Origin of the sequence: Streptomyces sp. NPDC048001, from assembly GCF_043203115.1 — a bacterium.
Classification (GTDB): domain Bacteria; phylum Actinomycetota; class Actinomycetes; order Streptomycetales; family Streptomycetaceae; genus Streptomyces; species Streptomyces sanyensis.
On sequence record NZ_JBIDBN010000010.1, the window covers coordinates 63,200 to 84,356 of the forward strand.

The 21,157-nt window shown below is 74.5% G+C and carries 17 protein-coding genes and 1 tRNA gene; 6 read left to right on the forward strand and 12 right to left on the reverse strand.

All coding sequences use genetic code 11. The annotated features are described in order from the left end of the window. Positions 1-72: 72 nt before the first annotated feature. The 4 genes from ACGF15_RS19665 to ACGF15_RS19680 are packed head-to-tail and all read right to left on the reverse strand — an operon-like array spanning position 73 to position 3,131. The gene (locus ACGF15_RS19665) at positions 73-531 is read right to left on the reverse strand and encodes a MarR family transcriptional regulator (RefSeq protein WP_345615954.1); all 459 of its coding nucleotides are present in this window, start codon (positions 529-531) and stop codon (positions 73-75) included. After that, positions 528-1,286, reverse strand: coding sequence for an energy-coupling factor ABC transporter ATP-binding protein (locus ACGF15_RS19670; RefSeq protein WP_256525904.1), 759 nt, complete (start codon positions 1,284-1,286; stop codon positions 528-530). Before ACGF15_RS19670 ends, ACGF15_RS19665 begins: the two co-directional genes overlap by 4 nt. Further along, positions 1,283-2,044 carry a cobalt ECF transporter T component CbiQ gene (cbiQ, locus tag ACGF15_RS19675; RefSeq protein WP_360645184.1) on the reverse strand — a complete coding sequence of 254 codons (762 nt, stop codon included), beginning with the start codon at positions 2,042-2,044 and terminating at the stop codon, positions 1,283-1,285. The genes ACGF15_RS19670 and cbiQ overlap by 4 nt, the downstream gene beginning before the upstream one ends. 1 nt (position 2,045) lies before the next feature. Beyond that, on the reverse strand, positions 2,046-3,131 hold the full coding sequence (locus ACGF15_RS19680; protein WP_392800484.1) for an energy-coupling factor ABC transporter permease: 1,086 nt from the start codon (positions 3,129-3,131) through the stop codon (positions 2,046-2,048). Positions 3,132-3,303: 172 nt separating this feature from the next. Here ACGF15_RS19680 and ACGF15_RS19685 point away from each other — a divergent pair, with 172 nt between their 5' ends. Continuing rightward, the gene (locus ACGF15_RS19685; RefSeq protein WP_345615957.1) at positions 3,304-3,651 is read left to right on the forward strand and encodes an SsgA family sporulation/cell division regulator; all 348 of its coding nucleotides are present in this window, start codon (positions 3,304-3,306) and stop codon (positions 3,649-3,651) included. A 276-nt stretch (positions 3,652-3,927) separates the two neighbouring features. Here the strand turns inward: ACGF15_RS19685 and ACGF15_RS19690 are convergent, their stop codons facing one another. Both ACGF15_RS19690 and ACGF15_RS19695 read right to left on the reverse strand, forming a co-directional pair. Beyond that, the gene (locus ACGF15_RS19690; RefSeq protein ID WP_392800878.1) at positions 3,928-6,180 is read right to left on the reverse strand and encodes an MMPL family transporter; all 2,253 of its coding nucleotides are present in this window, start codon (positions 6,178-6,180) and stop codon (positions 3,928-3,930) included. A gap of 235 nt (positions 6,181-6,415) precedes the next feature. Further along, positions 6,416-6,988: a TetR/AcrR family transcriptional regulator gene (locus ACGF15_RS19695; RefSeq protein ID WP_345615958.1), complete on the reverse strand. Its 573-nt coding sequence runs from the start codon at positions 6,986-6,988 to the stop codon at positions 6,416-6,418. Between the two features lie 177 nt (positions 6,989-7,165). Between ACGF15_RS19695 and ACGF15_RS19700 the strand changes: the two genes are divergently transcribed. Further along, the gene (locus ACGF15_RS19700) at positions 7,166-10,567 is read left to right on the forward strand and encodes a S41 family peptidase (protein WP_392800488.1); all 3,402 of its coding nucleotides are present in this window, start codon (positions 7,166-7,168) and stop codon (positions 10,565-10,567) included. A 61-nt stretch (positions 10,568-10,628) separates the two neighbouring features. On the opposite strand, the gene ACGF15_RS19705 is transcribed toward ACGF15_RS19700, so the two are convergent. The 3 genes from ACGF15_RS19705 to ACGF15_RS19715 are packed head-to-tail and all read right to left on the reverse strand — an operon-like array spanning position 10,629 to position 14,070. Continuing rightward, a complete protein-coding gene (locus ACGF15_RS19705) occupies positions 10,629-11,510 on the reverse strand; it encodes an SDR family oxidoreductase (RefSeq protein WP_392800491.1) in 882 nt (293 codons plus the stop codon). After that, entirely contained in the window at positions 11,507-12,514 is a 1,008-nt protein-coding gene (locus ACGF15_RS19710) for an alpha/beta fold hydrolase (protein WP_392800494.1), read from the reverse strand. Before ACGF15_RS19710 ends, ACGF15_RS19705 begins: the two co-directional genes overlap by 4 nt. Beyond that, positions 12,511-14,070: an NAD(P)/FAD-dependent oxidoreductase gene (locus ACGF15_RS19715; RefSeq protein WP_345615961.1), complete on the reverse strand. Its 1,560-nt coding sequence runs from the start codon at positions 14,068-14,070 to the stop codon at positions 12,511-12,513. The genes ACGF15_RS19710 and ACGF15_RS19715 overlap by 4 nt, the downstream gene beginning before the upstream one ends. Positions 14,071-14,267: 197 nt before the next feature. Between ACGF15_RS19715 and ACGF15_RS19720 the strand changes: the two genes are divergently transcribed. Next, positions 14,268-14,903: a MerR family transcriptional regulator gene (locus tag ACGF15_RS19720; protein ID WP_392800881.1), complete on the forward strand. Its 636-nt coding sequence runs from the start codon at positions 14,268-14,270 to the stop codon at positions 14,901-14,903. Positions 14,904-14,953: 50 nt separating this feature from the next. On the opposite strand, the gene ACGF15_RS19725 is transcribed toward ACGF15_RS19720, so the two are convergent. Continuing rightward, complete coding sequence (locus tag ACGF15_RS19725; RefSeq protein WP_362610513.1) at positions 14,954-15,751, reverse strand: exodeoxyribonuclease III; 798 nt, start codon at positions 15,749-15,751, stop codon at positions 14,954-14,956. Positions 15,752-15,863: 112 nt separating this feature from the next. Between ACGF15_RS19725 and ACGF15_RS19730 the strand changes: the two genes are divergently transcribed. The 3 genes from ACGF15_RS19730 to ACGF15_RS19740 all read left to right on the forward strand — a co-directional run bounded on the left by ACGF15_RS19730 (position 15,864) and on the right by ACGF15_RS19740 (position 19,177). After that, positions 15,864-16,352, forward strand: coding sequence for a GNAT family N-acetyltransferase (locus ACGF15_RS19730; protein ID WP_345615963.1), 489 nt, complete (start codon positions 15,864-15,866; stop codon positions 16,350-16,352). A gap of 93 nt (positions 16,353-16,445) precedes the next feature. Further along, positions 16,446-17,456: a DMT family transporter gene (locus tag ACGF15_RS19735; RefSeq protein WP_392800499.1), complete on the forward strand. Its 1,011-nt coding sequence runs from the start codon at positions 16,446-16,448 to the stop codon at positions 17,454-17,456. Positions 17,457-17,749: 293 nt separating this feature from the next. Beyond that, complete coding sequence (locus tag ACGF15_RS19740; protein ID WP_392800502.1) at positions 17,750-19,177, forward strand: MFS transporter; 1,428 nt, start codon at positions 17,750-17,752, stop codon at positions 19,175-19,177. Positions 19,178-19,721: 544 nt separating this feature from the next. On the opposite strand, the gene ACGF15_RS19745 is transcribed toward ACGF15_RS19740, so the two are convergent. Both ACGF15_RS19745 and glpR read right to left on the reverse strand, forming a co-directional pair. Further along, positions 19,722-19,795 (reverse strand) — tRNA-Ala (locus ACGF15_RS19745). 183 nt (positions 19,796-19,978) lie between these two features. Next, on the reverse strand, positions 19,979-21,070 hold the full coding sequence (gene glpR, locus ACGF15_RS19750) for a gephyrin-like molybdotransferase receptor GlpR (protein ID WP_345615966.1): 1,092 nt from the start codon (positions 21,068-21,070) through the stop codon (positions 19,979-19,981). Positions 21,071-21,157: the final 87 nt, after the last annotated feature.

Genomic DNA, 21,157 nt, shown 5'->3' on the forward strand with positions numbered 1-21,157 from the left:
CGGCGCGGGGGAAGCCTCTCCGGGCGGGGGGAGCGGGACGCGGGAAGCAGGACGCCCGACCGGCCCTTCCGGCTACCGCTCGGCGTCCGTGGCCCGGGCCAGGCGGTGCAGCTCCCTGCGCAGACGGGTGATCTCGGCACCGTCCAGGCCGGTGCTGCGGGCCAGCTCCGCGGGCACCCGCTCGGCCCGCCCGCGCAGCGCGGCGCCCTCCTCGGTCAGCACCAGGTGCACCGAGCGCTCGTCGGCCGCGGAGCGCTCGCGGCGCACCAGCCCCGCCGACTCCAGCCGCTTGAGCAGGGGCGAGACCGTGCCGTAGTCCAGGCGCAGCGCGGCGGCCAGCTCCTTGACGGGCACCTCGCCGCGCTCCCACAGCACCAGCATGGCCAGGTACTGGGGGTAGGTGAGGCCCAGGTCGGCGAGGAGCGGCCGGTAGGCGGCCGTCACCGCGCGCTGCGCGGCGTACAGCGCGAAGCACAGCTGCTCGTCGAGGAGGAGCGAGGCCTCCGGGGCGCGGTCGTGGTCGTTCGTCACGTCCCCATTGTCACGGACGCCGGGTCGAAGCCGAAGGGAAGCTCCAGGCGGTGGGCGCGCATGAGGTCCTCGTCGCACAGCAGTTCCTGCGTCCGGCCGTCCGCCGCGATCACCCCCTCGCTGAGCACCACCGCCCGCGGGCAGAGCTCCAGCGCGTACGGCAGGTCGTGGGTGACCATCAGCACCGTGACGTCCAGCGAGCGCAGGATGTCCGCCAGTTCGCGCCGGGAGGCCGGGTCGAGGTTGGAGGAGGGCTCGTCGAGCACCAGGATCTCCGGCTCCATGGCCAGCACGGTCGCCACCGCGACCCGGCGGCGCTGGCCGAAGGACAGGTGGTGCGGGGGCCGGTCGGCGAAGTCCGCCATCCCCACGCGTTCCAGCGCGGCCGCCACGCGCTCCTCCAGGGCGGCCCCGCGCAGCCCCGCCGTCGCCGGGCCGAAGGCGACGTCCTCCCGGACGGTCGGCATGAAGAGCTGGTCGTCGGGGTCCTGGAAGACGATCCCCACCCGGCGCCGGATCTCCGCGAGGTCCCGGCGGCCGACGGGCAGCCCGGCGACCGACACCGTCCCCACCCCGCCCGTCAGGATGCCGTTGAGGTGGAGCACCAGGGTGGTCTTGCCGGCGCCGTTGGGGCCGAGCAGCGCCACCCGCTCGCCGCGCCCCACGGTCAGGTCGACGCCGAACAGGGCCTGGTGGCCGTCGGGGTAGGCGTACGCGAGGCCGCGTACCTCCAGTGAGGGGGGCGTGTGGGTCATAGCGTCCATCCCAGCAGGCAGACCGCGAGCGCGGCCACGGGCAGTGCGGCGGCGAAGGCCCACTGGGCGGGGGTGGGCCGGGTGTCGTCGAGGACCGGCAGGGTGCCGGTGTAGCCGCGGCTGAGCATCGCCAGGTGCACCCGCTCGCCGCGTTCGTAGGAGCGGATGAACAGCGCCCCGGCCGAGGCGGCGAGGACCTTCCAGTGGCGCACGCCCCGGGCCTCGAACCCCCGGGAGCGCCGGGCCACCGACATCCGGCGCATCTCCCCGGTGACCACGTCCGCGTAGCGGATCATGAACGAGGCGATCTGGACGAGCAGCGAGGGCAGCCGCAGCCGCTGGAGGCCGAGCAGCACCGCGCGCAGTTCGGTGGTGGAGGCCAGCAGCACGGACGCGGCGACGCCGAGTGTGCCCTTGGCCAGGATGTTCCAGGCGCCCCACAGCCCGGGGACGCTCAGTGCGACGCCCAGCACCTCGGTGCGCTCGCCGGGCACCACGAAGGGCATCAGCAGGGCGAAGGCGACGAACGGCACCTCGACCAGGAGCCGCTTGAGCAGGAAGCCGGCCGGGATCCGGGCCACGGCCGCCACGGCGGCGAGCAGGGCCGCGTAGGCGCCGAAGGCCCAGACCGCCTCACGTGGCGTGGAGACCACGACGAGGACGAAGCCGAGCGCGGCGACCAGCTTGCAGTGCGCGGGCAGGGCGTGGACGGGCGAGTCGCCCGCCCGGTAGAGCCGATGGGAGTGCCCGGCCCCCATCTCAGGCGGAGTTCCGGGGCGCCTCGCCGTGCTCCTGCGGGGCACGGCGGCGGCGCACGGCGTAGAAGGCTCCGGTGCCGACGGCGACGGTGGCGCCGACGCCGATCACTCCGGCCAGACCGCCGGAGAGCCGGTCGTTCCCGACGCCTTCGACCCCGTAGTCGGCGAGCGGGGAGCCGGCGCCCGCGTGCTCCTCGGCGGAGGCGTCGAAGCCCTTGTCGGAGGCGACGCGCTCCAGGCCGTCGGGGTCGCCGGAGGCGTAGAAGGAGAGGAAGCCGGCCAGGACCAGCGAGGCGGCGAGCCCGGCGATCCACACGCCCCGGGGTGAGCGGGCGGGTGCCGGCTCGGAGGCGGGGGCGGGGGCGGGGGCGTCGACCAGTTCGCCGCCGACCCTCAGCTTCAGGGGGGCGGTCAGGCCCCGCGCCCCGTACACCAGGTCGGGGCGGACCGCGAGGACGGCGCCCACCGTGAGCGCGGTGATCGCGGCCTCGCCGATGCCGATGAGCACATGGACGCCCACCATGGCGGTGAGCACCGAGCCGAGCGGCACCTCCGTGACGCCGCCGAGGGCGTAGAGGAGGGTGAAGGCGGCGGCCGAGGCCGGGACGGAGACCAGGGCGGCGACGAAGGAGGCGGCGGTGACCGCGCGGCGGCCGCGCGGCAGGACGGCGGTCAGCCCGCGGAAGACCGCCCAGGCCACGACCACGGTGACGACGCCCATCAGCAGGATGTTGACGCCGAGGGCGCTGAGCCCTCCGTCGGCGAAGAGGATGCCCTGCATCAGCAGCACGACGGAGATGCAGAGCACACCGGTCCAGGGCCCGACCAGGATGGCGGCGAGCGCGCCGCCGAGCAGATGGCCGCTGGTTCCCGCGGCGACGGGGAAGTTCAGCATCTGCGCGGCGAAGACGAAGGCGGCGACCAGTCCGGCGAGCGGCGCGGTGCGGTCGTCCCCGCCGAGGGAGCCGACCCTCGCGGCCCCCAGTTCCCGGCGGGCCCCGCGGAGCCCGGCGGCGACGGCGCCCGCGGCGACGACACCGGCGGCAACGGAAACGGGTGCGTCGATGAATCCGTCAGGCACATGCATGGGGAACCCCGCTCAGGACAGGAGAAGAACCGTCCAAGGATGAGCCCGCTGCGAACGACTTGCAAGAGCGCAGGGATCACACATGCACACAGGTCCCCGAAAGCGGTCGAGCCGCTACCGCAAAATATGGGACATTAGATGACAAAGCGGACGAGTGTGAGGAGCAAGGCCGATGTCCCCCACCGTCAAGGAACACGCCCGAGGCCGCATCGTCACCGACGCTCCCCAGTACCGCCCCGTCCGGGTGTCCCTCAGCTACGACCCCGCCGAGGACCCCCAGTCCGTCAGTTTCGCCTTCCCCAGCGGGAAGGAGTGGACCTTCCCCCGCGAGGTGCTGGAGAGCGGGCTGACCACCCCGGTCCGGCGCGGTGACATCGAGGTCTGGCCGTGCGGGCGGGTCCAGGCGGTCGTGGAGTTCCACACCGCGGACGGAGTCGCGGTCGTCCAGTTCGAGGCGAAGACGCTGCGGCGCTTCCTGCGCCACACCTACGCACAGGCCGCCGCGGCCCCCACCGCCTGAGGCGCCCGGGCAGCTCGGGACCACCGGGGGGCTTCGGCGGACCCACCGTGCGCCCGCGGGCGGCTGCCGGACGCACGGAGGCCGACCGCGGGCGCACGGAGGCCGCTGCCGCCGGGAGTTCCCGGCGGCAGCGGCCTCGGTGTGTGCGGCGGCCCCCGTCCCCACGGTGCCGCCGCCGTCCGGGGGCTCGCTCACCCGGCGCACCCGCACCGGCCCCGGCGGCCGGTGCCCTTCCCGGCACACCGGCCGCCGGACGCCCCCGGAGCCTCTCGGGTCTCAGACCCGGGCCAGCTCGCGGTCCGCGTCGCCCTCGCCGGAGCCGTCGGACGCGGACGCGGAACCGCGCAGCCGGTCGCCCTCGACGTCCACGTCGGGCAGCGCCCGGTCCAGCCAGCGGGGCAGCCACCAGGCCTTGGCACCGAGCAGCGCCAGCACCGCGGGCACGATCGCCATCCGGACGACGAAGGCGTCGAAGACGACGGCGATCGCCAGGCCGAAGCCGATCATCTTGATCATCTGCTCGCTGGAGCCGATGAAGCCGGCGAAGACCGCGATCATGATGACCGCCGCCGCGGTCACCACCCGGGCGCCGTGGCGGAAGCCGGTGACGATCGCCTCGCCCGGCCGCTGCCCGTGGACGTACGCCTCCCGCATCCGGGTGACGAGGAAGACCTCGTAGTCCATGGCCAGCCCGAAGACCACGCCGATCATGAAGATCGGCATCATCGACATGATCGGGCCGGTCTGCTCCACGCCGAAGAGCGAGCCGAGCCAGCCCCACTGGAAGACGGCCACGACCGCGCCGAGCGCCGCCACCACCGAGAGCAGGAAGCCGAGCGCGGCCTTCAGCGGCACCAGGATCGAGCGGAACACCACCATCAGCAGCAGGAAGGCGAGGCCCACGACCAGCCCGAGGTAGGGCAGCAGGGCGTCGTTCATCCGCTGGGAGAAGTCGATGTTCATCGCGGTCGCGCCGGTGACGTACACGTCGTCGCCGGACTGCTCGCGGATGTCGTGGACCAGGTCCTCGGTGGCCTTGGAGGAGGGCCGGTCCTCGGGGATGACCGTGATCATCGCGGCGTCGCCCGCCTTGTTCGGGGTCGGCGGCGTGACCGCCGCCGCGCCCTCGATCCCCCGGATGGTCTCGGCGGCGCTCTCGGCCGCGGCCGCGTCGCCGTCGACCACGACCACCAGCGGGCCGTTGAAGCCCGGGCCGAAGCCCTCGGAGAGCAGGTCGTACGCCTTGCGCTGGGTGGTGCTGACGGGCTGCGAGCCGTCGTCGGGCAGGCCCACCTGGAGCGAGGCGGCCGGGACGGCGACGGCGCCGAGGCCGATGACACCGGCGAGCAGCACCACGACCGGGCGGCGGAGCACGAAGCGCGCCCAGCGGGTGCCCGCGTTGGGCTTGGCGGTCTCCCCGCCCGCGGCGGCCCCGCCCGTCTCCGGCGCTCCGTCCTTCGCGCCTTCCGCGTCCTTCGCGTCCTTCGCGTCCTTCGCGGCGAGGGCCTTGCGCACCGCGCGGCCCAGCACCCGGTCCCCGGCGAAGCCGAGCAGCGCGGGGATCAGCGTGAGCGCGACGAGCACCGCGATGGCCACGGTGCCGGCGGCGGCGAAGCCCATCTTGGAGAGCATCGGGATGTTGACGACGGCGAGGCCCACCAGGGCGATGATCACGGTGAGGCCGGCGAAGACCACGGCGGACCCGGCCGTGCCGACGGCCCGTCCGGCGGCCTCCTCCGCGTCACGCCCCTCGGCGCGCTCGACGCGGTAGCGGGAGACGATGAACAGCGCGTAGTCGATGCCGACCGCCAGGCCGATCATCATGGCCAGCGTCGAGGTGGTGGTGCCCAGGTCGAGCGTGCTGGCCAGGGCGGTGATGCCCGAGATGCCGATGCCCACGCCGATGAGGGCGGTGAGCAGCGGGAGACCCGCGGCGACCAGCGAGCCGAAGGTGATGACCAGCACGATCGCCGCGATCACCACGCCGACGATCTCGCCCGCGCCGGTGTGCGGGATGGTCTGGAGCGCGTCGCCGCCGATCTCGACGGTCATCCCGCCCTCGCGCGCGGCCTCGCCGGTCTGCTCCAGGGCGGAGCGCGTCGACTCGGTCAGCTCGAAGGGGTTCGTCTTGTAGGAGACGGAGATGTACGCGGTCGAGCCGTCCTGCGAGACGGCCTGGGAGGCGTAGGGGTCGGAGACGGAGGCGACCTGGTCGGAGCCCGAGGTCAGGTCGGCGACCGCCTCGGTGACCTCGGCCTTGAACTCGGGGTCGTTCACCGAGCGGCCCTCGGGGGCCTTGAAGACGACCCGTGCGGTGGCGCCGTCGGCGTTGCTGCCGGGGAAGCGCTCCTCCAGCAGGTCGAAGGCGCGCTGGGCTTCCGTGCCGGGGATCGAGAAGGACGAGGAGGTGGCGGCCGGTGCGGTCGCCGCGCCGAATCCGGCGAGGGCCAGCAGGGCCACCCACAGCAGGGCGACGAGGCGGCGGCGCCGGAACGCCGACCGTCCGATCTTGTACAGGAACGAGGCCACGAGGGCTACTCCCATGTGTGAGGCGAACAGGACAGGGGGAGTCGGCCCGACGACGAGAGCGGCGCGTCAGGAGCTGCGGGTGAGCGGGGCGTGCGGGACCCGGGGAGGGGCATGCGCGGGTGGGGACCCGCGCGTTCCGGAGCGGGGACTCCGTGCGCCGGAGCACTGCCCCGGCGGGGGTGCTCCGGTGGGCGCCGGAGCGGGGGACGGGGTGGCCCGGGGAGCAGGCCCCGGGTCAGGCTGAGAGGGCGGGCAGGACCACGGCGTCGAGGTAGTCGGTCAGGAAGGCCCGGTCGGGGATCCGGTCCTCGATCAGCTCCCTGGCGACGAAGGCGCCGATCATCATGTGCATCACATAGCCCAGCGCGGGGTTGTCCGGGCGGATCTCCCCCCGGTCCACGGCCCTGCGGAGCACCACGTCCAGCCCGGTGATCTCCGGGGCGACGAGGTGCTCGCGCAGCGCCTGGTGGAGGTCGGGGTTGGTGTGGATCGCCTGGGCGAGCCCCCGCATCAGGGCGCAGTCCTTCTCCATCCGGCAGTCGTCCGAGCGGTCGAGCATCGCGTGGAAGTCGCCGTACAGCGTGCCGGTGTCGATCTCACCGGCCTGGACCGGCTTGTCGTGCCGTACCGCCTTCACCACGAGTTCGGCCTTGCTCCCCCACTGGCGGTAGAGGGTGGCCTTGCTGGAGCGCGTGCGGGTGGCCACGGCGTCCATGGTGAGGGCGTCGTAGCCGACCTCGCGGAGCAGGTCGAGCACGGCCTCGTAGATCTCCGCCTCGCGCTCGGGGGTGAGCCGGCTGCGCGTCATGACCCGCCTCCTCGGCGATCGAAGGGAACGAAACCGTTTCGTACACGACGACCGTACCGCAGGGGCGGAGCGAAACGAAGTCGTTTCGCTTGTGGGCTGGGTCACGCAACGGCCCGCCGCCGGGCCCCCGTCGGCCGGCGCCGGCACGAGTTGCCGCACCCCGGCGCCGCGGAAACCATGGGTGGGGTGAGTGAGCACGCCGCGTACCTGCGCTTCCCGCACCTGCACGACGACGTGATCTGCTTCGCCACCGAGGACGACCTGTGGGTCGCCCCGCTGGCGGAGGAGGGGCGGCGGCCCGGCCGGGCCTGGCGGCTCACGGTGGACCGCACCCGGGTGGGGCACCCCCGCTTCTCCCCCGACGGGACCCGGATCGCGTTCACCAGCTGGCGCAGCCTGGACCCGGAGGTCCACCTGGTGCCCGTCGACGGCGGTCCGGCCCGGCGGCTCAGCTACTGGGGCTCGACCGACACCCGTGTCTGCGGCTGGACCCCCGACGGGCAGATCCTCGCCGTCTCCTCCCACAACCAGCCCTTCTCGTACTTCTCCTGGGCCTACAGCCTCCCGGTGGACGGCTCCCCGGGCAGGCGCCTGCCCTGGGGCCCGGTCTCCGACATCGCCATGGCCGACGCGGTCCGGGCCCCGGCGCCGGACGACGAGGGCGTCGACCGGCGCACCCTGCTGCTGACCGGCAAGCCGCCCCACGAGCCCGCCGCCTGGAAGCGCTACCGCGGCGGGGCCACCGGGCGGCTGTGGCTGCACGGCGGGCGCCTGCTGCCCGACCTGGAGGGACACCTCGACTGCCCGATGTTCGTCCGCGGTCCCGGCGCCGCCACCTGGGCACCGGAGAGCGGCGGCCGGATCGCCTTCCTCTCCGACCACGAGGGCGTCGGCAACCTCTACTCGTGCCGTCCCGACGGCACGGACCTGCGCCGCCACACCGACCACGACGCCTTCTACGCCCGGCACGCCTCCAGCGACGGCCGCCGGATCGTCTACCAGTGCGCGGGCGACCTGTGGGCGGTCGACGCCCTCACCCCGGACTCGGTGCCGCGCCGGCTGGAGATCCGCCTCGGCGGGCCGCGCACCGGCCGCCGCACCTACCAGGTACCGGCCGCCGGGCACGTGGACGCGCTCTCCGTGGACGAGACCGGCCGGGCCAGCGCCGTCGGCGTACGCGGCAGCCTCTACTGGCTCACCCACCGCGACGGTCCCGCCCGCACCATCGCCGACACCCCCGGGGTGCGGGTGCGCCACCCGCAGCTGCTCGGCAGCGGCGGACAGGTCGCCTACATCACCGACGCCGGGGGCGAGGACGCCGTCGAGATCGCCTACCTCCCCCGGGCCAGCGGGGACCGTCCGCCGCGCCGACTGGCCCAGGGGGCGCTCGGCCGCGTCCTGGAGGCCGTCCCGGACCCCGAGGGCGAGCGGATCGCCGTCGCCTCGCACGACGGGCGGCTGCTGCTGGTCGACACGGCCGAGGAGGGCGCGGAGGACGGCGCGGGGGAGGTCACCGAGCTGACCCGCTCCCTCAACGGCCCCGTCCGCGACCTGGCCTTCTCCCCCGACGGCAGCTGGCTCACCTGGTCCCACCCGGGCATCGGCCGCTCACTGCGCCAGATCAGGATGGCCCGCATCGCCGACCGGGCGGTCGTGGACGTCACCAACGGCCGCTTCGAGGACGAGAACCCGGTCTTCACCAGCGACGGCCGCTTCCTCGCCTTCCTGTCCTGGCGCGGCTTCGACCCCGTCTACGACGTGCACACCGGCGACCTGTCCTTCCCGCTGGGCTGCCGCCCCTACCTGGTGCCGCTCTCCTCCGCCACCCCCTCCCCCTTCGCCCTCACCCCCGAGGGGCGTCCGGCCGCGGGCGGGCTCGACCCGCTCCAGGGCACCGGCGACGGCACGGTGATGGTGGAGACGGAGGGCCTGGAGAGCCGCGTCGTCCCCTTCCCCGTGGCCGCCTCCAAGTACTCGGCCCTCCGTCCGGTGAGCGGCGGCGGCCTGGTCTGGCTGCGCTGGCCCATCTCCGGCGCACTGGGCGAGACCTTCGCGAACCCGGCCGACACCTCGGGCCGCCCCACCCTGGAGCACTTCGACCTCTCCAAGGCGCGGCGGAGCGAACTCGTCGACCATCTGGACTGGTTCTCGGTCAGCGGCGACGGCACCCGGCTCGTCGTCGTCGACGAGGGGGAACTGCGCGCGGTGCCCGCCACGGAGGCGGGCGACGGCGACTCCACGGTCTACCTCGACATGCGCCGCATCCTGCACGAGGTCGAGCCGGCGGCGGAGTGGCGCCAGGCGTACCGGGAGGCGGGGCGGCTCATCCGCGCGCTGTTCTGGGAGCCGGGCATGTGCGGGATCGACTGGGACGGCGTGCTGGAGCAGTACCGGCCGCTGGTGGAAAGGGTCGCCTCGCCGGACGAGTTCGCCGACCTGCTCCGCGAGGTGCTGGGCGAGCTGGGCACCTCCCACGCCTATGTGACCCCCGCGCGGCGCAACGAGGGGCCGCCCCACTACCAGCGCGCCATGGGCCTGCTGGGCGCCAACCTCGTGTGCCGGGACGGGCGGTGGGTGGTCAGGCGGATCCTGCCGGGCGACTCCTCCGACTCCAAGGCGCGCTCCCCGCTGGCGGGTACCGGCATCCGGGAGGGCGCGGTCCTCACCCATGTGGACGGCCGGCCGGTCGACCCGGTGGCCGGGCCGTACCCGATGCTCTCGGCGGCCGGGGGCACCACGGTCGAACTGGCCTTCCTGCCGGCCGAGGAGGACGAGGAGATCCCGGTGGAGACCGCGGCGGAAGCCCTCGCGGCGGCCTCGGCGCCCGCGGAGCGGCGCACCGGGGGGCGCACCCGGCGGGTGGCGGTGGTGCCCCTGGTGGACGAGCGCCCGCTGCGCTACCAGGACTGGGTGGCCAAGCGGCGCGAGGTGGTGCGGCAGTTGAGCGGCGGCGCCTGCGGCTATCTGCACATCCCGGACATGGGCGGCTCGGGCTGGGCCCAGTTCAACCGCGACCTGCGCCTGGAGATGTCCCGCCCGGCCCTCATCGTGGACGTGCGCGGCAACGCGGGCGGCCACATCAGCGAGCTGGTGGTCGAGAAGCTCACCCGCAGGATCCTCGGCTGGGACCTCACCCGTGACGCGCAGCCCGTCAGCTACGCCTCCGACGCCCCGCGCGGTCCCGTGGTGGCCATCGCGGACGAGGCCACCTCCTCCGACGGCGACATGATCACCGCGGCGTTCCGGCTGCTGGGACTCGGCCCCGTGGTGGGCACCCGGACCTGGGGCGGGGTCGTGGGGATGACGGGCCGCCACCGGCTGATCGACGGCACGGTCATCACCGTGCCGATGAACGCCGCCTGGTTCGACGCCTACGGCTGGTCGGTCGAGAACCACGGCGTGGAGCCCGACGTGCACGCCCTGCGCACCCCGCTGGACTGGGCGGAGGGCCGGCACACGGACATGGACGACGCCATCCGCCTAGCCCTGGACCTGCTGGAGTCCTCCCCGGCCGCGGAGCCCCCGGACTACTCCTCCGTACCGGACCTGCGCCGGCCACCGCTGCCGCCCCGGGGGTGAGGCGCCCGGCCGGCGGGGCCGGGCACCCGGCGCGATGCCGGGCGGCCGGGCCCCGCCGCCCTCAGCGGCGCGGGGCGCGGCCCTTCTCGTCGGCCGCTCCCCCGGCGCCCACCAGCCCCCTGGTGACGCCCTCCAGCCGGGGGGCGAAGCGGCGCATCTCGCGCTGCCCCACGGTGGCGATCAGTCCCGGGAGGTAGCCGCGCACCGACTGCATGCCCCGCAGCCACCACTGGGCGTACACATGGGCGGAGCGCCACTCGATGCCGGCCACGATCCGGTCCACGGCCGGGCCGAGGGGGTAGGTCCGGTTCGAGGGCCAGGGCAGCCGCGAGCGCAGCTCGGCCATCACCTCGTCCTGGTCGGCGCCGCGGACCATGTCGGTGTCCGTCCAGGACAGGTAGCCGACGCCGACCCGCACGCCCCGGTAGCCGACCTCGGCCCGCAGGCTGTGCGCGAAGGCCTCCACACCCGACTTGGAGGCGCAGTAGGCGGACATCATCGGAGCCGGGGTGAGGGCGGCCAGCGAGGCGATCTGCAGGAAGTAGCCGCGGCTCTCGACGAGCACGGGCAGGAAGGCCCGCCCGGTCACCGCGCTGCCGACGAGGTTCACCTCGATCACCCGGCGCCAGGCCACCGGGTCGGAGTCCAGGAACGGACCGCCCGCCGCCACACCGGCGTTGGCGACCACGATGTCGACCTTGCCGAAGCGCTCCTTCACCTCCTGCGCCACCCGGGCCATGGCCTCGTGGTCGGTCACGTCGGCGTGCCAGTGGTCGCAGTCGGTGTGCAGCAGCCCCGCGACCCTCTTGAGTTCGTCCGGTTCGAGGCCGACGAGGGCCACCCTGGCGCCGCGGGCCGACAGCTTGCGCGCCAGCAGCTCGCCGACGCCGCGTGCGGCGCCGGTGACGACGGCTACCTGCCCTTCGAGACTCCGCCTGCTCATGCGGTCTCCTCCTTCGCACTGCTGCCCTGGGTGCCGATCTTCGCGCCGCCGTGGGTACCGGCCTTCGCGCTGCCGTCGGTGCCGGTCTTCGCGCTGCCGTCGGTGCCGGCCTTCGTACTGCCGTGGGTGCCGACGAGTTCGCGGATCTTCGCGGTGACCGCCTCGGGCGCCTCGACGGGCGTCATATGGCCCATGCCCGCGAGTTCCACCAGCTCCACGCACCGCGGCAGGTCGAGGGCGAGCCGCTTGGCGTGCACCAGGGGGGTGAGCCGGTCGACGGTGCCGGCGACCACGACGGCCGGCACGTCGAGCGCCCGCACACCGTGGTCGAGGTCCAGCCCGGCCAGCACCTCGGACCAGGCGACCCGGGCGTCCCGGGGGCAGGCGTGGACGATCCGGGCGCAGGCGTCGACGCGTTCGGGCGAGGACGCGGGCCCCATCGTGGCGTACTTGAGGATCCGTCGGGACACGGGGGTGACCGGACCCAACGGCGCCCGGGCGCCGAGGACCGCGCGGGTGAGCCTGCCGCGCAGCCGGCCCGGGCGGAGCGGGACGACGCGTGCCTCGTCGGTGAGCCGGGCGCTGCCGGTGCTGCACAGCAGCACGGCGGCGGCACGGGCCCGGAAGGCCGGCCGGGCGGCCGCGGCCATGATCGTCATCCCGCCCATGGAGTGGCCCGCCAGGACGGCCCGCTCCCCCGGGAGCAGCGCGGTCGAGAGCACCGCCTCCAGGTCGTCGGCGAGGCGGTCGGTCCCGGCCGGGCCGAGGGGGCTGCGGCCGTGGCCGCGCTGGTCGTAGGCGATGACGCGGTGGTCGCCTGCGAGGGCGCGGATCTGGGCGTCCCAGAAGCGGGTGGAGCAGGTCCACCCGTGGGCGAGCACGACGGCCGGCGCGCCCTGGGGCCCGTGGATCTCCACATGGATGCGTGAGCCGTCGGCGGAGACGGCGGTGAGCTCCCGGTCCGCCAGCGGCGGGGCCTCGGTGCCCCGGGTCGGGCGGCTCATGCGGCGGCCTCCGCACCGCGGCCGGAGTCCTTCGCGGCACCGGCCGCGCCCGGGAGGGCCCCGGCCGGAAGGGGGTCCCTGCGGACCCGCAGGACCTCGTACTCCGCCAGGTCCACGCGGCGGGTGGCGTTGCGGAACTCGGTGGTGGTGCCCGGCCAGATGGTGGTGTTGCGCCCGGCGGAGTCCAGGTACCAGCTGGTGCAGCCGCCGGTGTTCCACACCGTGCGCCTCATCCGCTCCTGCACCCTGCGGTTCCAGCCGTGGACCGCGGACGGGCGGGCGCAGAGCACGCTGCCCTCGCCGAGCACGTCGAGCTGCCGCAGGTAGTCGGCCATGTAGTTCAGCTGCGACTCGATCATGAGGATCATGGAGGAGTTCCCGAGGCCCGTGTTGGGGCCGATGATCGTCATCCAGTTGGGGAAGCCCGCGGCGGTGGCGCCGCGCAGTGCCTCCATCCCGTCCTTCCACGCCTCGGCCAGGGTGATCCCCTCGGCACCGACGACACGCTCGGCGATCGGCATGTCGGTGACGTGGAAGCCGGTGCCGAAGATGATCGCGTCGACCTCGGCCTCGGTGCCGTCCGCGGCGACGACGGTCGAGCCGCGGACCTCCTTCAGCCCGGAGGCGACCACGTCCACGTTGGGCTGTGCGAGCGCCGGGTAGTAGGTGCTGGAGAGCAGGATCCGCTTGCACCCGATGCGGTAGGAGGGGGTGAGCCGGGCGCGCAGGGCGGGATCCTTGATCGCCTTGGCCATGTTGGCCTTGGCCAGGCGCTCGACCAGGCCCAGCTCCTCGGGCCGCTTGGTGAAGGCCTGCACCTGGAGTTCGCGGATGCCCCACAGCAGCCCCCGGCGGGCGGCTCCGGTGAACGGGAGCTGCCGGTGGAGCCAGCGCTCGGCGGCGGAGATCCTGCGGTCCACCCGCGGCATGACCCACGGGGGCGTCCGCTGGAACAGCGTCAGGCGCCCGACCTCGGGCTGGATGGCGGGCACGATCTGGATCGCGGAGGCACCCGTGCCGACCACGGCGACCCGCTTGCCGGCCAGGTCGTAGTCGTGGTCCCAGCGGGCGGAGTGGAAGACCTTGCCCTCGAAGCCGTCGAGGCCGGGGATGTCCGGGGTCCTGGGGTCGGAGAGCGGACCGGTCGCGGAGACCACCACGTCCGCGGTGAAGCGGCCGCGCGAGGTCTCGATCTCCCAGCGGCCCTGTGCGGCGTCCCAGGCGGCCTTCAGCACCTCGTGGCCGAGGCGCAGATGGGGCCGGAGCCCGAAGGTGTCGGTGACGTGCTCCAGATAGGCCCGGATGTGCTCCTGCCCGGAGAAGGTCCTGGGCCAGTCCGGGTTGGGGGCGAAGGAGAACGAGTAGAGGTGGGAGGGGACGTCGCAGGCGCACCCCGGGTAGCTGTTGTCCCGCCAGGTGCCGCCGACCGACCCGGCCCGCTCCAGCACGACGAAGTCCGTGACCCCCTCGCGGCGCAGCCGGACCGCGGCCCCCAGGCCGCCGAATCCGGATCCGATCACCGCCACGCGTACCTGCTCGTGCTGCTGCTCCGTCATACCGCCGCCTCCTGCCGAAACCGCCGGACGTCCGTGTCTCCGCTCCCGGAGGAACGCTGCCAGTGTTCACTGGCATGGTTGGGAGGGTAGAGCAGCGGCATACCGAGCGGTAGGGGTCCGGCCCGACAAGTTACCGACGGTACGGTTCACGGGGCTGCCCTTAGGCTTCCCGTGTGACCGGAGCGCGCGAGTACCGCATGGAGGAATTGGCCAAGGAGGCCGGGATCACGGTGCGCACCCTGCGCTTCTACCGTGAACGCGGGCTCATCGACCCCCCTCGCCGCGAGGGGCGCATCGCCTGGTACGACGAGCACCACCTCGCCCGGCTGCGCACGATCACCGCCCTGCTGGAGCGGGGGCACACGCTCAACGGCATCGCCGACCTCGCCACCGCCTTCGAGAGCGGACGGGACGTGGGCGAGGCCCTCGGCCTGGTCGAACCGACCGAGGAGACCCCGGTCCGCCTCACCCCCGAGGCGCTGGCCGACTATTTCGAGGGGCAGGTCACCCCGGAGAACCTGGCGAACGCGCTCAGGCTCGGCTACCTCGCGGTGGACGGGGACGAGATCGTCCACATCAGCCGTCGGCTGCTCGACGTCTCCGCCGCCCTCGTCCGCGAGGGCATCCCGCTCGCCGACGTCCTGGAGGCCGGACGCCGGGTGCGGGAGCACGCCGACGCCCTCGCCGCGCTCTTCCTCGACCTCCTGGGCGCCCGCGGAGGCGCCGGCCCGGCCGACCCCGAGCGGCTGCGCCCCCTGGCCAAGAGCGTGGTGGACGCCGAGTTGTCGATGGCGATGGACCGCAGGCTGCACGGCGAGCGGCCGGGGCCGTAGGGCGCACCGGCGGGGGCCGGCCGGCCCGGCCCCACGGGCCGGGCCGCCCCTCAGACGCCGTAGACCGCGGTCACCGGCGCATGGTCGCTCCAGCGCTCCTCGTGCGTGGCGGCCCGCTCCACCCACGCCTTCACCGCACGGTCCGCGAGCCCCGGTGTGGCCACCTGGAGGTCGATGCGCCAGCCCGAGTCGTTGTCGAAGGCCCGGCCCCGGTAGGACCACCAGGAGTAGGGGCCCTCCTGCCCCGGGTGGAGGGCGCGCACCACGTCGACGTAGCCGGCCTCCTCGTAGACCCGGGAGAGCCACTCGCGCTCCTCCGGCAGGAAGCCCGCGTTCTTCCGGTTGGCCCGCCAGTTCTTCAGGTCGGCCTCGCGGTGCGCGATGTTCCAGTCGCCGCAGACGACCACCTCGCGCCCGTCGGCGGCCGCCCGTTCCCTCAGCTCCTCGAGGTAGGGCAGGAACTCGGCCAGGAAGCGCATCTTCTCGTCCTGCTTCCCGGTGCCCGCCTCCCCCGACGGCAGGTACAGGCTGGCGACCGTCACCCCCGGCAGGTCGGCCTCCGCATAGCGGCCGGAGCCGTCGAACTCGGCGGACCCGAAACCGACGCGGACCCGGTCCGGCTCCCGTCGCGTGAGGATCGCCACACCGGCGCGCCCCTTGGCCGCGGCCGGGGCGAAAAGCGTGAACCAGCCCTCGGGGCTGCGCACCCCGGCGGGCAGCTGGTCCTCCTCGGCGCGCACCTCCTGGAGGCAGACCACGTCCGCGGAGGTCCCCGCGAGCCACGGCACGAAGCCCTTCCGGGCGGCGGCGCGCAGGCCGTTCACGTTGACGGAGGAAACAGTGAGCATTGCTGCACCCTACCGAGCCCGACCGGCCCGGCGGCGGGGAGCAGCGGGGCAGGGGCCCGGGGCAGGGCACCGCGGGTCGGACCCCCTTTCGCATGCCCGTACGCTTTTCACCATGCAGCTTCGAGCCATTGCCTTCGACCACCCCGACGCGGTGAAGCTCAACGACCAGGTGCAGCTCGAGTACGTCGAGCGCTACGGGGACGGGGAAGGCGACGTCACCCCGCTCGAACCCTCGATGTTCGCCCCGCCGAGCGGCCTGTACCTGATCGCCTACGACGGCGACCGCCCGGTCGCGACCGGCGGCTGGCGGTCGCAGGACGCCAACCCGCTGGGCTACACGGACGGCGACGCCGAGCTGAAGCGCATGTACGTGGTGCCCGAGGCGCGCGGCCTGGGCCTGGCCCGCCGCATCCTGGCCGCCCTCGAAGCCGACGCACGCGACGCCGGGCGCGTCCGGATGGTGCTGGAGACCGGCGACATGCAGCCCGAGGCACTGGCCCTCTACGCCTCCAGCGGCTACCTGGCGTGCGAGAAGAAGTTCGGCCACTACCGGGAGTACGACAGCAGCCGCTGCATGGCCAAGCTCCTCTCCCCCTCCTGACCCGGCCCCGCGCCCCGTCCCCCGCCCCGCCCGGGCGTCGCCGCCCGGGCCCTCGGGCCCGCCCCGGGCGGCCCCCGCCCGCCGAGGAGCCCGATGCGCCCCGCCGCGCCCCACCGCACCTGGTCGACCGACCTGCCCGTCCTCGTGGTCGCCGTCGCCTGGGGCTCCAGCTACCTCGCCGCCAAGGGCGTCACCACGGCGCAGACCGTACTGGCCGTCCTGGTGCTCCGGTTCTCCCTGGTGCTGCCCGTCCTGGTCCTCGCGGGCCGGCGCAGGCTGCGGGCCCTCGACGCCCGCCACCTGCGCGGCGCGGGGGTACTCGGCCTCATCCTGGCGGGGATCTTCCTCCTGGAGACCTACGGCGTCGTGCACACCTCGGCGACCAACGCCGGGCTCGTCATCAGCCTCACGATGATCATCACGCCGATCGCCGAGAGCCGTCTCACGGGCGTGCCCCTGCCCCGTCCGTTCCTCTGCGCCGCGGCCCTGTCGGTCGCGGGGATCGTGCTGCTCACCCAGGGCGCGGGCTTCACCGCACCGTCCCTCGGGGACCTGCTGATGCTGGCGGCCGCGGCCGCCCGTACGGTGCACGTCCTGGCCATGTCCCGGATGCGCTCGGTGCAGGGCGCCGACGCGCTGTCGCTGACCACCGTCCAACTGGGCACGGCCGTGGCCGTCTTCGCCGTGCTCTGCGCAGCCCCCGGGACCGGGAGCACCCCCTGGGAGGCCGCCGCCGGCCTCGGGGCCGGGCAGTGGCTGTGGCTGCTCCATCTCTCCGTGTTCTGCACGCTGTTCGCCTTCTTCGTCCAGATGTGGGCGGTGCGGCGGAGCTCCCCTTCCCGGGTGAGCCTGCTGCTCGGCACCGAGCCGCTCTGGGCGGCCGTGGCGGGGATCGCCCTCGCCGGGGACCGGCCCGGGTGGACGGGACTGCTGGGTGCGCTGCTGGTGCTCGCCGGGACGGCCTGGGGCCGCCGTGCCGCCGCCCCTCCCGCACCGGCTCCCGCCGACACCACCGGCGCCACCGGGCAGCTGCCCGGCTCGGGGCGGGCGGCGGGGGAGCACCCCCTGCCGTCGCCCGGGGCTGCCCCGCCGCCGCCTGCCTGACGGCCCCTCGGCCGCGGCCCGGCGCCGGACCCTCTCCCGCGGGCACGGCCGGGGCCGGTGCACCCGCGCGGGCGGGGAGGCACCGGGGGAACGCGCCGCGGCCCCACCGGATGTACGCCGCACAAGCCTCACCGTGGTGCATGGTGGACATGCGCGCCGCTCCGGACCGGCGGAGCGCACACCACACCGAGGACCGCGGGGAGCCGACGCCCTTCCGGTGGCGACCGGTGCCGTCCGTACGCACCCGGCACGGCCCCCGCCGGCGGTCCGCCCGGCGAGACAGGGAGACCGCCATGCCCCACGGAGACCGCGGGCGCGACCACGGGCGGACCGACGCCTCCGGAACCGGCGCCCCCGGGCGTCCGCGCCTGGGGCTGACGCTCACCGCGGCCGCGATGTGCATCTTCGTGGTGCAGCTGGACTTCCTCGCGCTCAACCTCGCACTGCCCCGGATGGCCTCCGAACTCGGGACGAGCACCACCGATCTCCAGTGGGTGATCAGCGGCTACATGCTCGCCCTCGCCGCGTTCCTCATCCCCGGCGGACGCCTCGGCGACATCTTCGGCCGCCGACGGGTGCTGATCATCGGACTGGCCGTCTTCGGACTCTGCTCGCTGGGCGCCGGACTCTCCTCGTCCGCCTCCGTGGTCGTCGTGCTGCGCATCCTCCAGGGCATCGGGGCCGGCATCCTCTTCCCCCTGGCCGTCGCCGTGGTGACCGACGCCTACCCGCGCGAGCGGACGATGCGCGCGATCGGCAACGCCTACGGGATCGGCGCCCTCGCCCTCGCCCTCGGGCCGCTGGTCGGCGGCGGGCTGACGGAGCTGATCGGCTGGCGGTGGGTCCTGCTGATCAACGTGCCGACCGTCCTGGTGGCGATCCTGGTCGTGCGGGCGGGCGTCCGGGAGTCCCGGGACACGACCGTGCCGCGGACCATCGACCTGCCCGGTCTGGCCACCGTGGTGCTCGGCATCGCCGGGCTGACGCTCGCGGTCGACCGGGCGGACGCCTGGCCCGCGGGCGCCACCGTCGCCGTCGCGGCGGCGGGACTGCTGATGCTCGGGCTGTTCGTGTTCCGGGAGCGGAGGGCCCGATGGCCGCTGGTGGCCCTGGACCTCTTCCGCAACACGCCGTACGTGATCGTGACCCTGATGGCGACGGTGGCCAACATCGCCTTCGTGGTCGCGATGTACGGCGTCACGGTCTACCTCCAGGAGGTCGAGGGGCACTCGCCGCTGGTGTCCGGTGTCATCTTCCTGGCCTCCTCGGTCACCGCGGGCTTCGCGGGCCCGGTCTCCGGATGGCTGGGCGAGCGCTTCGACATCCCGCGGACCATCGCCGCCACGACGGTCCTCGGCGCCGTGGGGCTCGTCCTCGTGTCGCTCACCGACGCCCTCGGCGGCTATCTGCCCGGCCTCGCCCTGGTGGGGCTCGGCTACGGCATCGGCTGGGCCATGGCGAGCATCGGCACCCAGACGGTCGTCCCGGCCGAACGTGCCGGTCAGGCCTCCGGGGTCACCCTCGCCATCGTGATCGGCGTCGCGGGCATGTTCGTGGCCGCCGGGGCGACGTTGATCGAGGTCAGGGCCGAGGACGTGGGCCTCGGGACCTCGATCGAGGACGCGCTGCGCTGGATGGCCATCGGCAGCGCGGTCGCGGCGGCCGCCCTCGGCGCACTCGCCGCACGCCTGATGCCGCGCACCACCGCGGGGGCCTCCTGACGGGCCGTCTCCTGACGGCCTGTCTCCTGAGGGGCGGTGGGGCGCACTTCCGGGCGGGGCGGTCTCCTGAGGGGCGGTGGGCGCACTTCCGGGCGGGGCGGCTCGCCCGGGGGCGTCCTCCCTCCGGACTCCGACGCCGCGGGGCCCCGGGCCCGGACTCCCGAGCGAAGGCACCGGGCTGCGTGAGCACCGGGGTCCGGAAGCCGTCCGAAGCGCCGAAGGGCGCGCACCGGGAGAGCGGACCGGCCCACTCGGAGCCGCACCCGGCGCGCACACGGACGAACCCGCGGCGTCGAGCCGGCCGTGACCCGGGCGACCGCCGTCCGCGGGGCTCCCGCAGGAGCTGCCGCACTGGTTCAGCGCCCGCCCGGTGCCGATCACCGTCCGCCGCACGCACCGCCGGTGCCTGCTCGGGGGACCCTGGGGCGGCGCAGCTGCCGGGACAACCATGTGAACGGACTCCGAAACGACGAGATCCCGCCCGATCTTGCGATCGGACGGGATCTCGTCACCGTTCCCGAGTGAACTCAAGAACAGCTGTGCGTGGACCTGAGGGGATTTGAACCCCTGGCCCCCTCGATGCGAACGAGGTGCGCTACCGGACTGCGCCACAGGCCCTTGCAACGAGTGAAACTCTAGCATCCCGATCCGGGTGCTCCGAAATCCGTTCCGCGGACTCCACGGCGGCGAACGCCCCCGTGCCGCCCCCGTGCCGGGCCCGTGCCGGGATGCGGCGCCCGGCGCCACCGTGCCCCGGCGCCTCTCAGGCGCCGGGGCACGGTGGGGCGGGTCCGGCCGGAGTCACTCGTTGGCCGCGCGGGGCCGGTCCTCGTCCGCGTACTGGTCGAAGAGCGGGGTGCGGCCCCGGTCCCGGGAGCGCCGCTGCTGGGGCGGCCGCCGCTCCGCGGTCGCCTCCTCCCGCGGAGGCGTGGGCTCCGCCGCCGAGGAGCGGGCCGCACTCCAGGTCTCCGGGTCGTTCACGTCCACCCCGCCGGCCGCGCGGGGGGCGACGGGGGCCGTGACGTAGGTGGGAAGGGGCACGGGGACGGGGTCCCAGCTGTCACCGGCGGCCGAGGGGCCGCGCTGCCGCCGCTGCTGGTCGACCCACTCCGCATGGTCGGTCTGCTCGACGAGCGCCCGGCGCCCGGCCTCCTGCGGCGAGACGGCGGACGAGGGCTGCGGTTCGGCCGGCTCGGCGGGCTCCTCGTCGACGTCCGCCGGCCCGGGCTGGGGCTGGGGTCGGCGGCGCCCGCCCTCGCGCAGCTGCCGGGCGGCGGCCTCGGCCTGCCGCCGGTCCATGACGTAGGCGAACCTCCGGCGCTCCTGCTTGCGCAGGTGGGCGATGTACGTGGTCAGCAGGGCCGCGGGGACCGCGGGGGCCCACAGGAAGCCGATCCCGCCGACGGCGGCGACGATCGCCCCCGCGGTGAACGCCACGAAGAGGACGGAGGTGGTCCGTCTGCGGCGGGCGAGCACCCTGCCCCGGCGGGCCCGCTCGGCGGCGGCCCGCTCCGCGCCCGTTCTGCCTCCCTGGCGCTGCATCCGCGGCTGCCGCGCCCGGGGGGCGGGTGCGGGCACGCGTTCCGGCGCGTGCCCGGGCGCGGGAGCTTCGGTTCGGGGCGCGGCGAAGGCCCGGACGTCCACGGAACTCAACCGGTCCGTGGCCGCATCCGGGTCCACGTCGTACTCGGGCTGCTCGGCCGTGCGGCCCCGCTGGTCCTTGGCGTACCGCCGCTCCATTCCCGCCCGGCCCGAGAGCAGCCGGATGGCCGTGGAGAAGCGTTCCGTCGGACGAGCCTCGTTCAACTCGTCCTGCCTGCGGAGCCACATCGGCACCAAGTAGGCGGCCCAGGCCCCGACGATGACTGCGTAGATGAGGCCGCTGCTGCTCACGCCTCACACCGTAGAGGGATACGCCCGGCGGCATCCGCCAATTGGGCCGGTGTGTCGCACGATCTGGCTGATATCACGGACTTTTTT

What these genes read in the sequence shown, in the direction of transcription:
- ACGF15_RS19670 (WP_256525904.1), bottom strand. Translation starts at nt 1,286, where the DNA reads ATGACCCACACGCCCCCCTCACTGGAGGTACGCGGCCTCGCGTACGCC.
- cbiQ (WP_360645184.1), bottom strand. Translation starts at nt 2,044, where the DNA reads ATGGGGGCCGGGCACTCCCATCGGCTCTACCGGGCGGGCGACTCGCCC.
- ACGF15_RS19680 (WP_392800484.1), bottom strand. Translation starts at nt 3,131, where the DNA reads ATGCATGTGCCTGACGGATTCATCGACGCACCCGTTTCCGTTGCCGCC.
- ACGF15_RS19685 (WP_345615957.1), top strand. Translation starts at nt 3,304, where the DNA reads ATGTCCCCCACCGTCAAGGAACACGCCCGAGGCCGCATCGTCACCGAC.
- ACGF15_RS19695 (WP_345615958.1), bottom strand. Translation starts at nt 6,988, where the DNA reads ATGACGCGCAGCCGGCTCACCCCCGAGCGCGAGGCGGAGATCTACGAG.
- ACGF15_RS19700 (WP_392800488.1), top strand. Translation starts at nt 7,166, where the DNA reads ATGGGTGGGGTGAGTGAGCACGCCGCGTACCTGCGCTTCCCGCACCTG.
- ACGF15_RS19705 (WP_392800491.1), bottom strand. Translation starts at nt 11,510, where the DNA reads ATGAGCAGGCGGAGTCTCGAAGGGCAGGTAGCCGTCGTCACCGGCGCC.
- ACGF15_RS19710 (WP_392800494.1), bottom strand. Translation starts at nt 12,514, where the DNA reads ATGAGCCGCCCGACCCGGGGCACCGAGGCCCCGCCGCTGGCGGACCGG.
- ACGF15_RS19715 (WP_345615961.1), bottom strand. Translation starts at nt 14,070, where the DNA reads ATGACGGAGCAGCAGCACGAGCAGGTACGCGTGGCGGTGATCGGATCC.
- ACGF15_RS19720 (WP_392800881.1), top strand. Translation starts at nt 14,268, where the DNA reads ATGGAGGAATTGGCCAAGGAGGCCGGGATCACGGTGCGCACCCTGCGC.
- ACGF15_RS19725 (WP_362610513.1), bottom strand. Translation starts at nt 15,751, where the DNA reads ATGCTCACTGTTTCCTCCGTCAACGTGAACGGCCTGCGCGCCGCCGCC.
- ACGF15_RS19730 (WP_345615963.1), top strand. Translation starts at nt 15,864, where the DNA reads ATGCAGCTTCGAGCCATTGCCTTCGACCACCCCGACGCGGTGAAGCTC.
- ACGF15_RS19735 (WP_392800499.1), top strand. Translation starts at nt 16,446, where the DNA reads ATGCGCCCCGCCGCGCCCCACCGCACCTGGTCGACCGACCTGCCCGTC.
- ACGF15_RS19740 (WP_392800502.1), top strand. Translation starts at nt 17,750, where the DNA reads ATGCCCCACGGAGACCGCGGGCGCGACCACGGGCGGACCGACGCCTCC.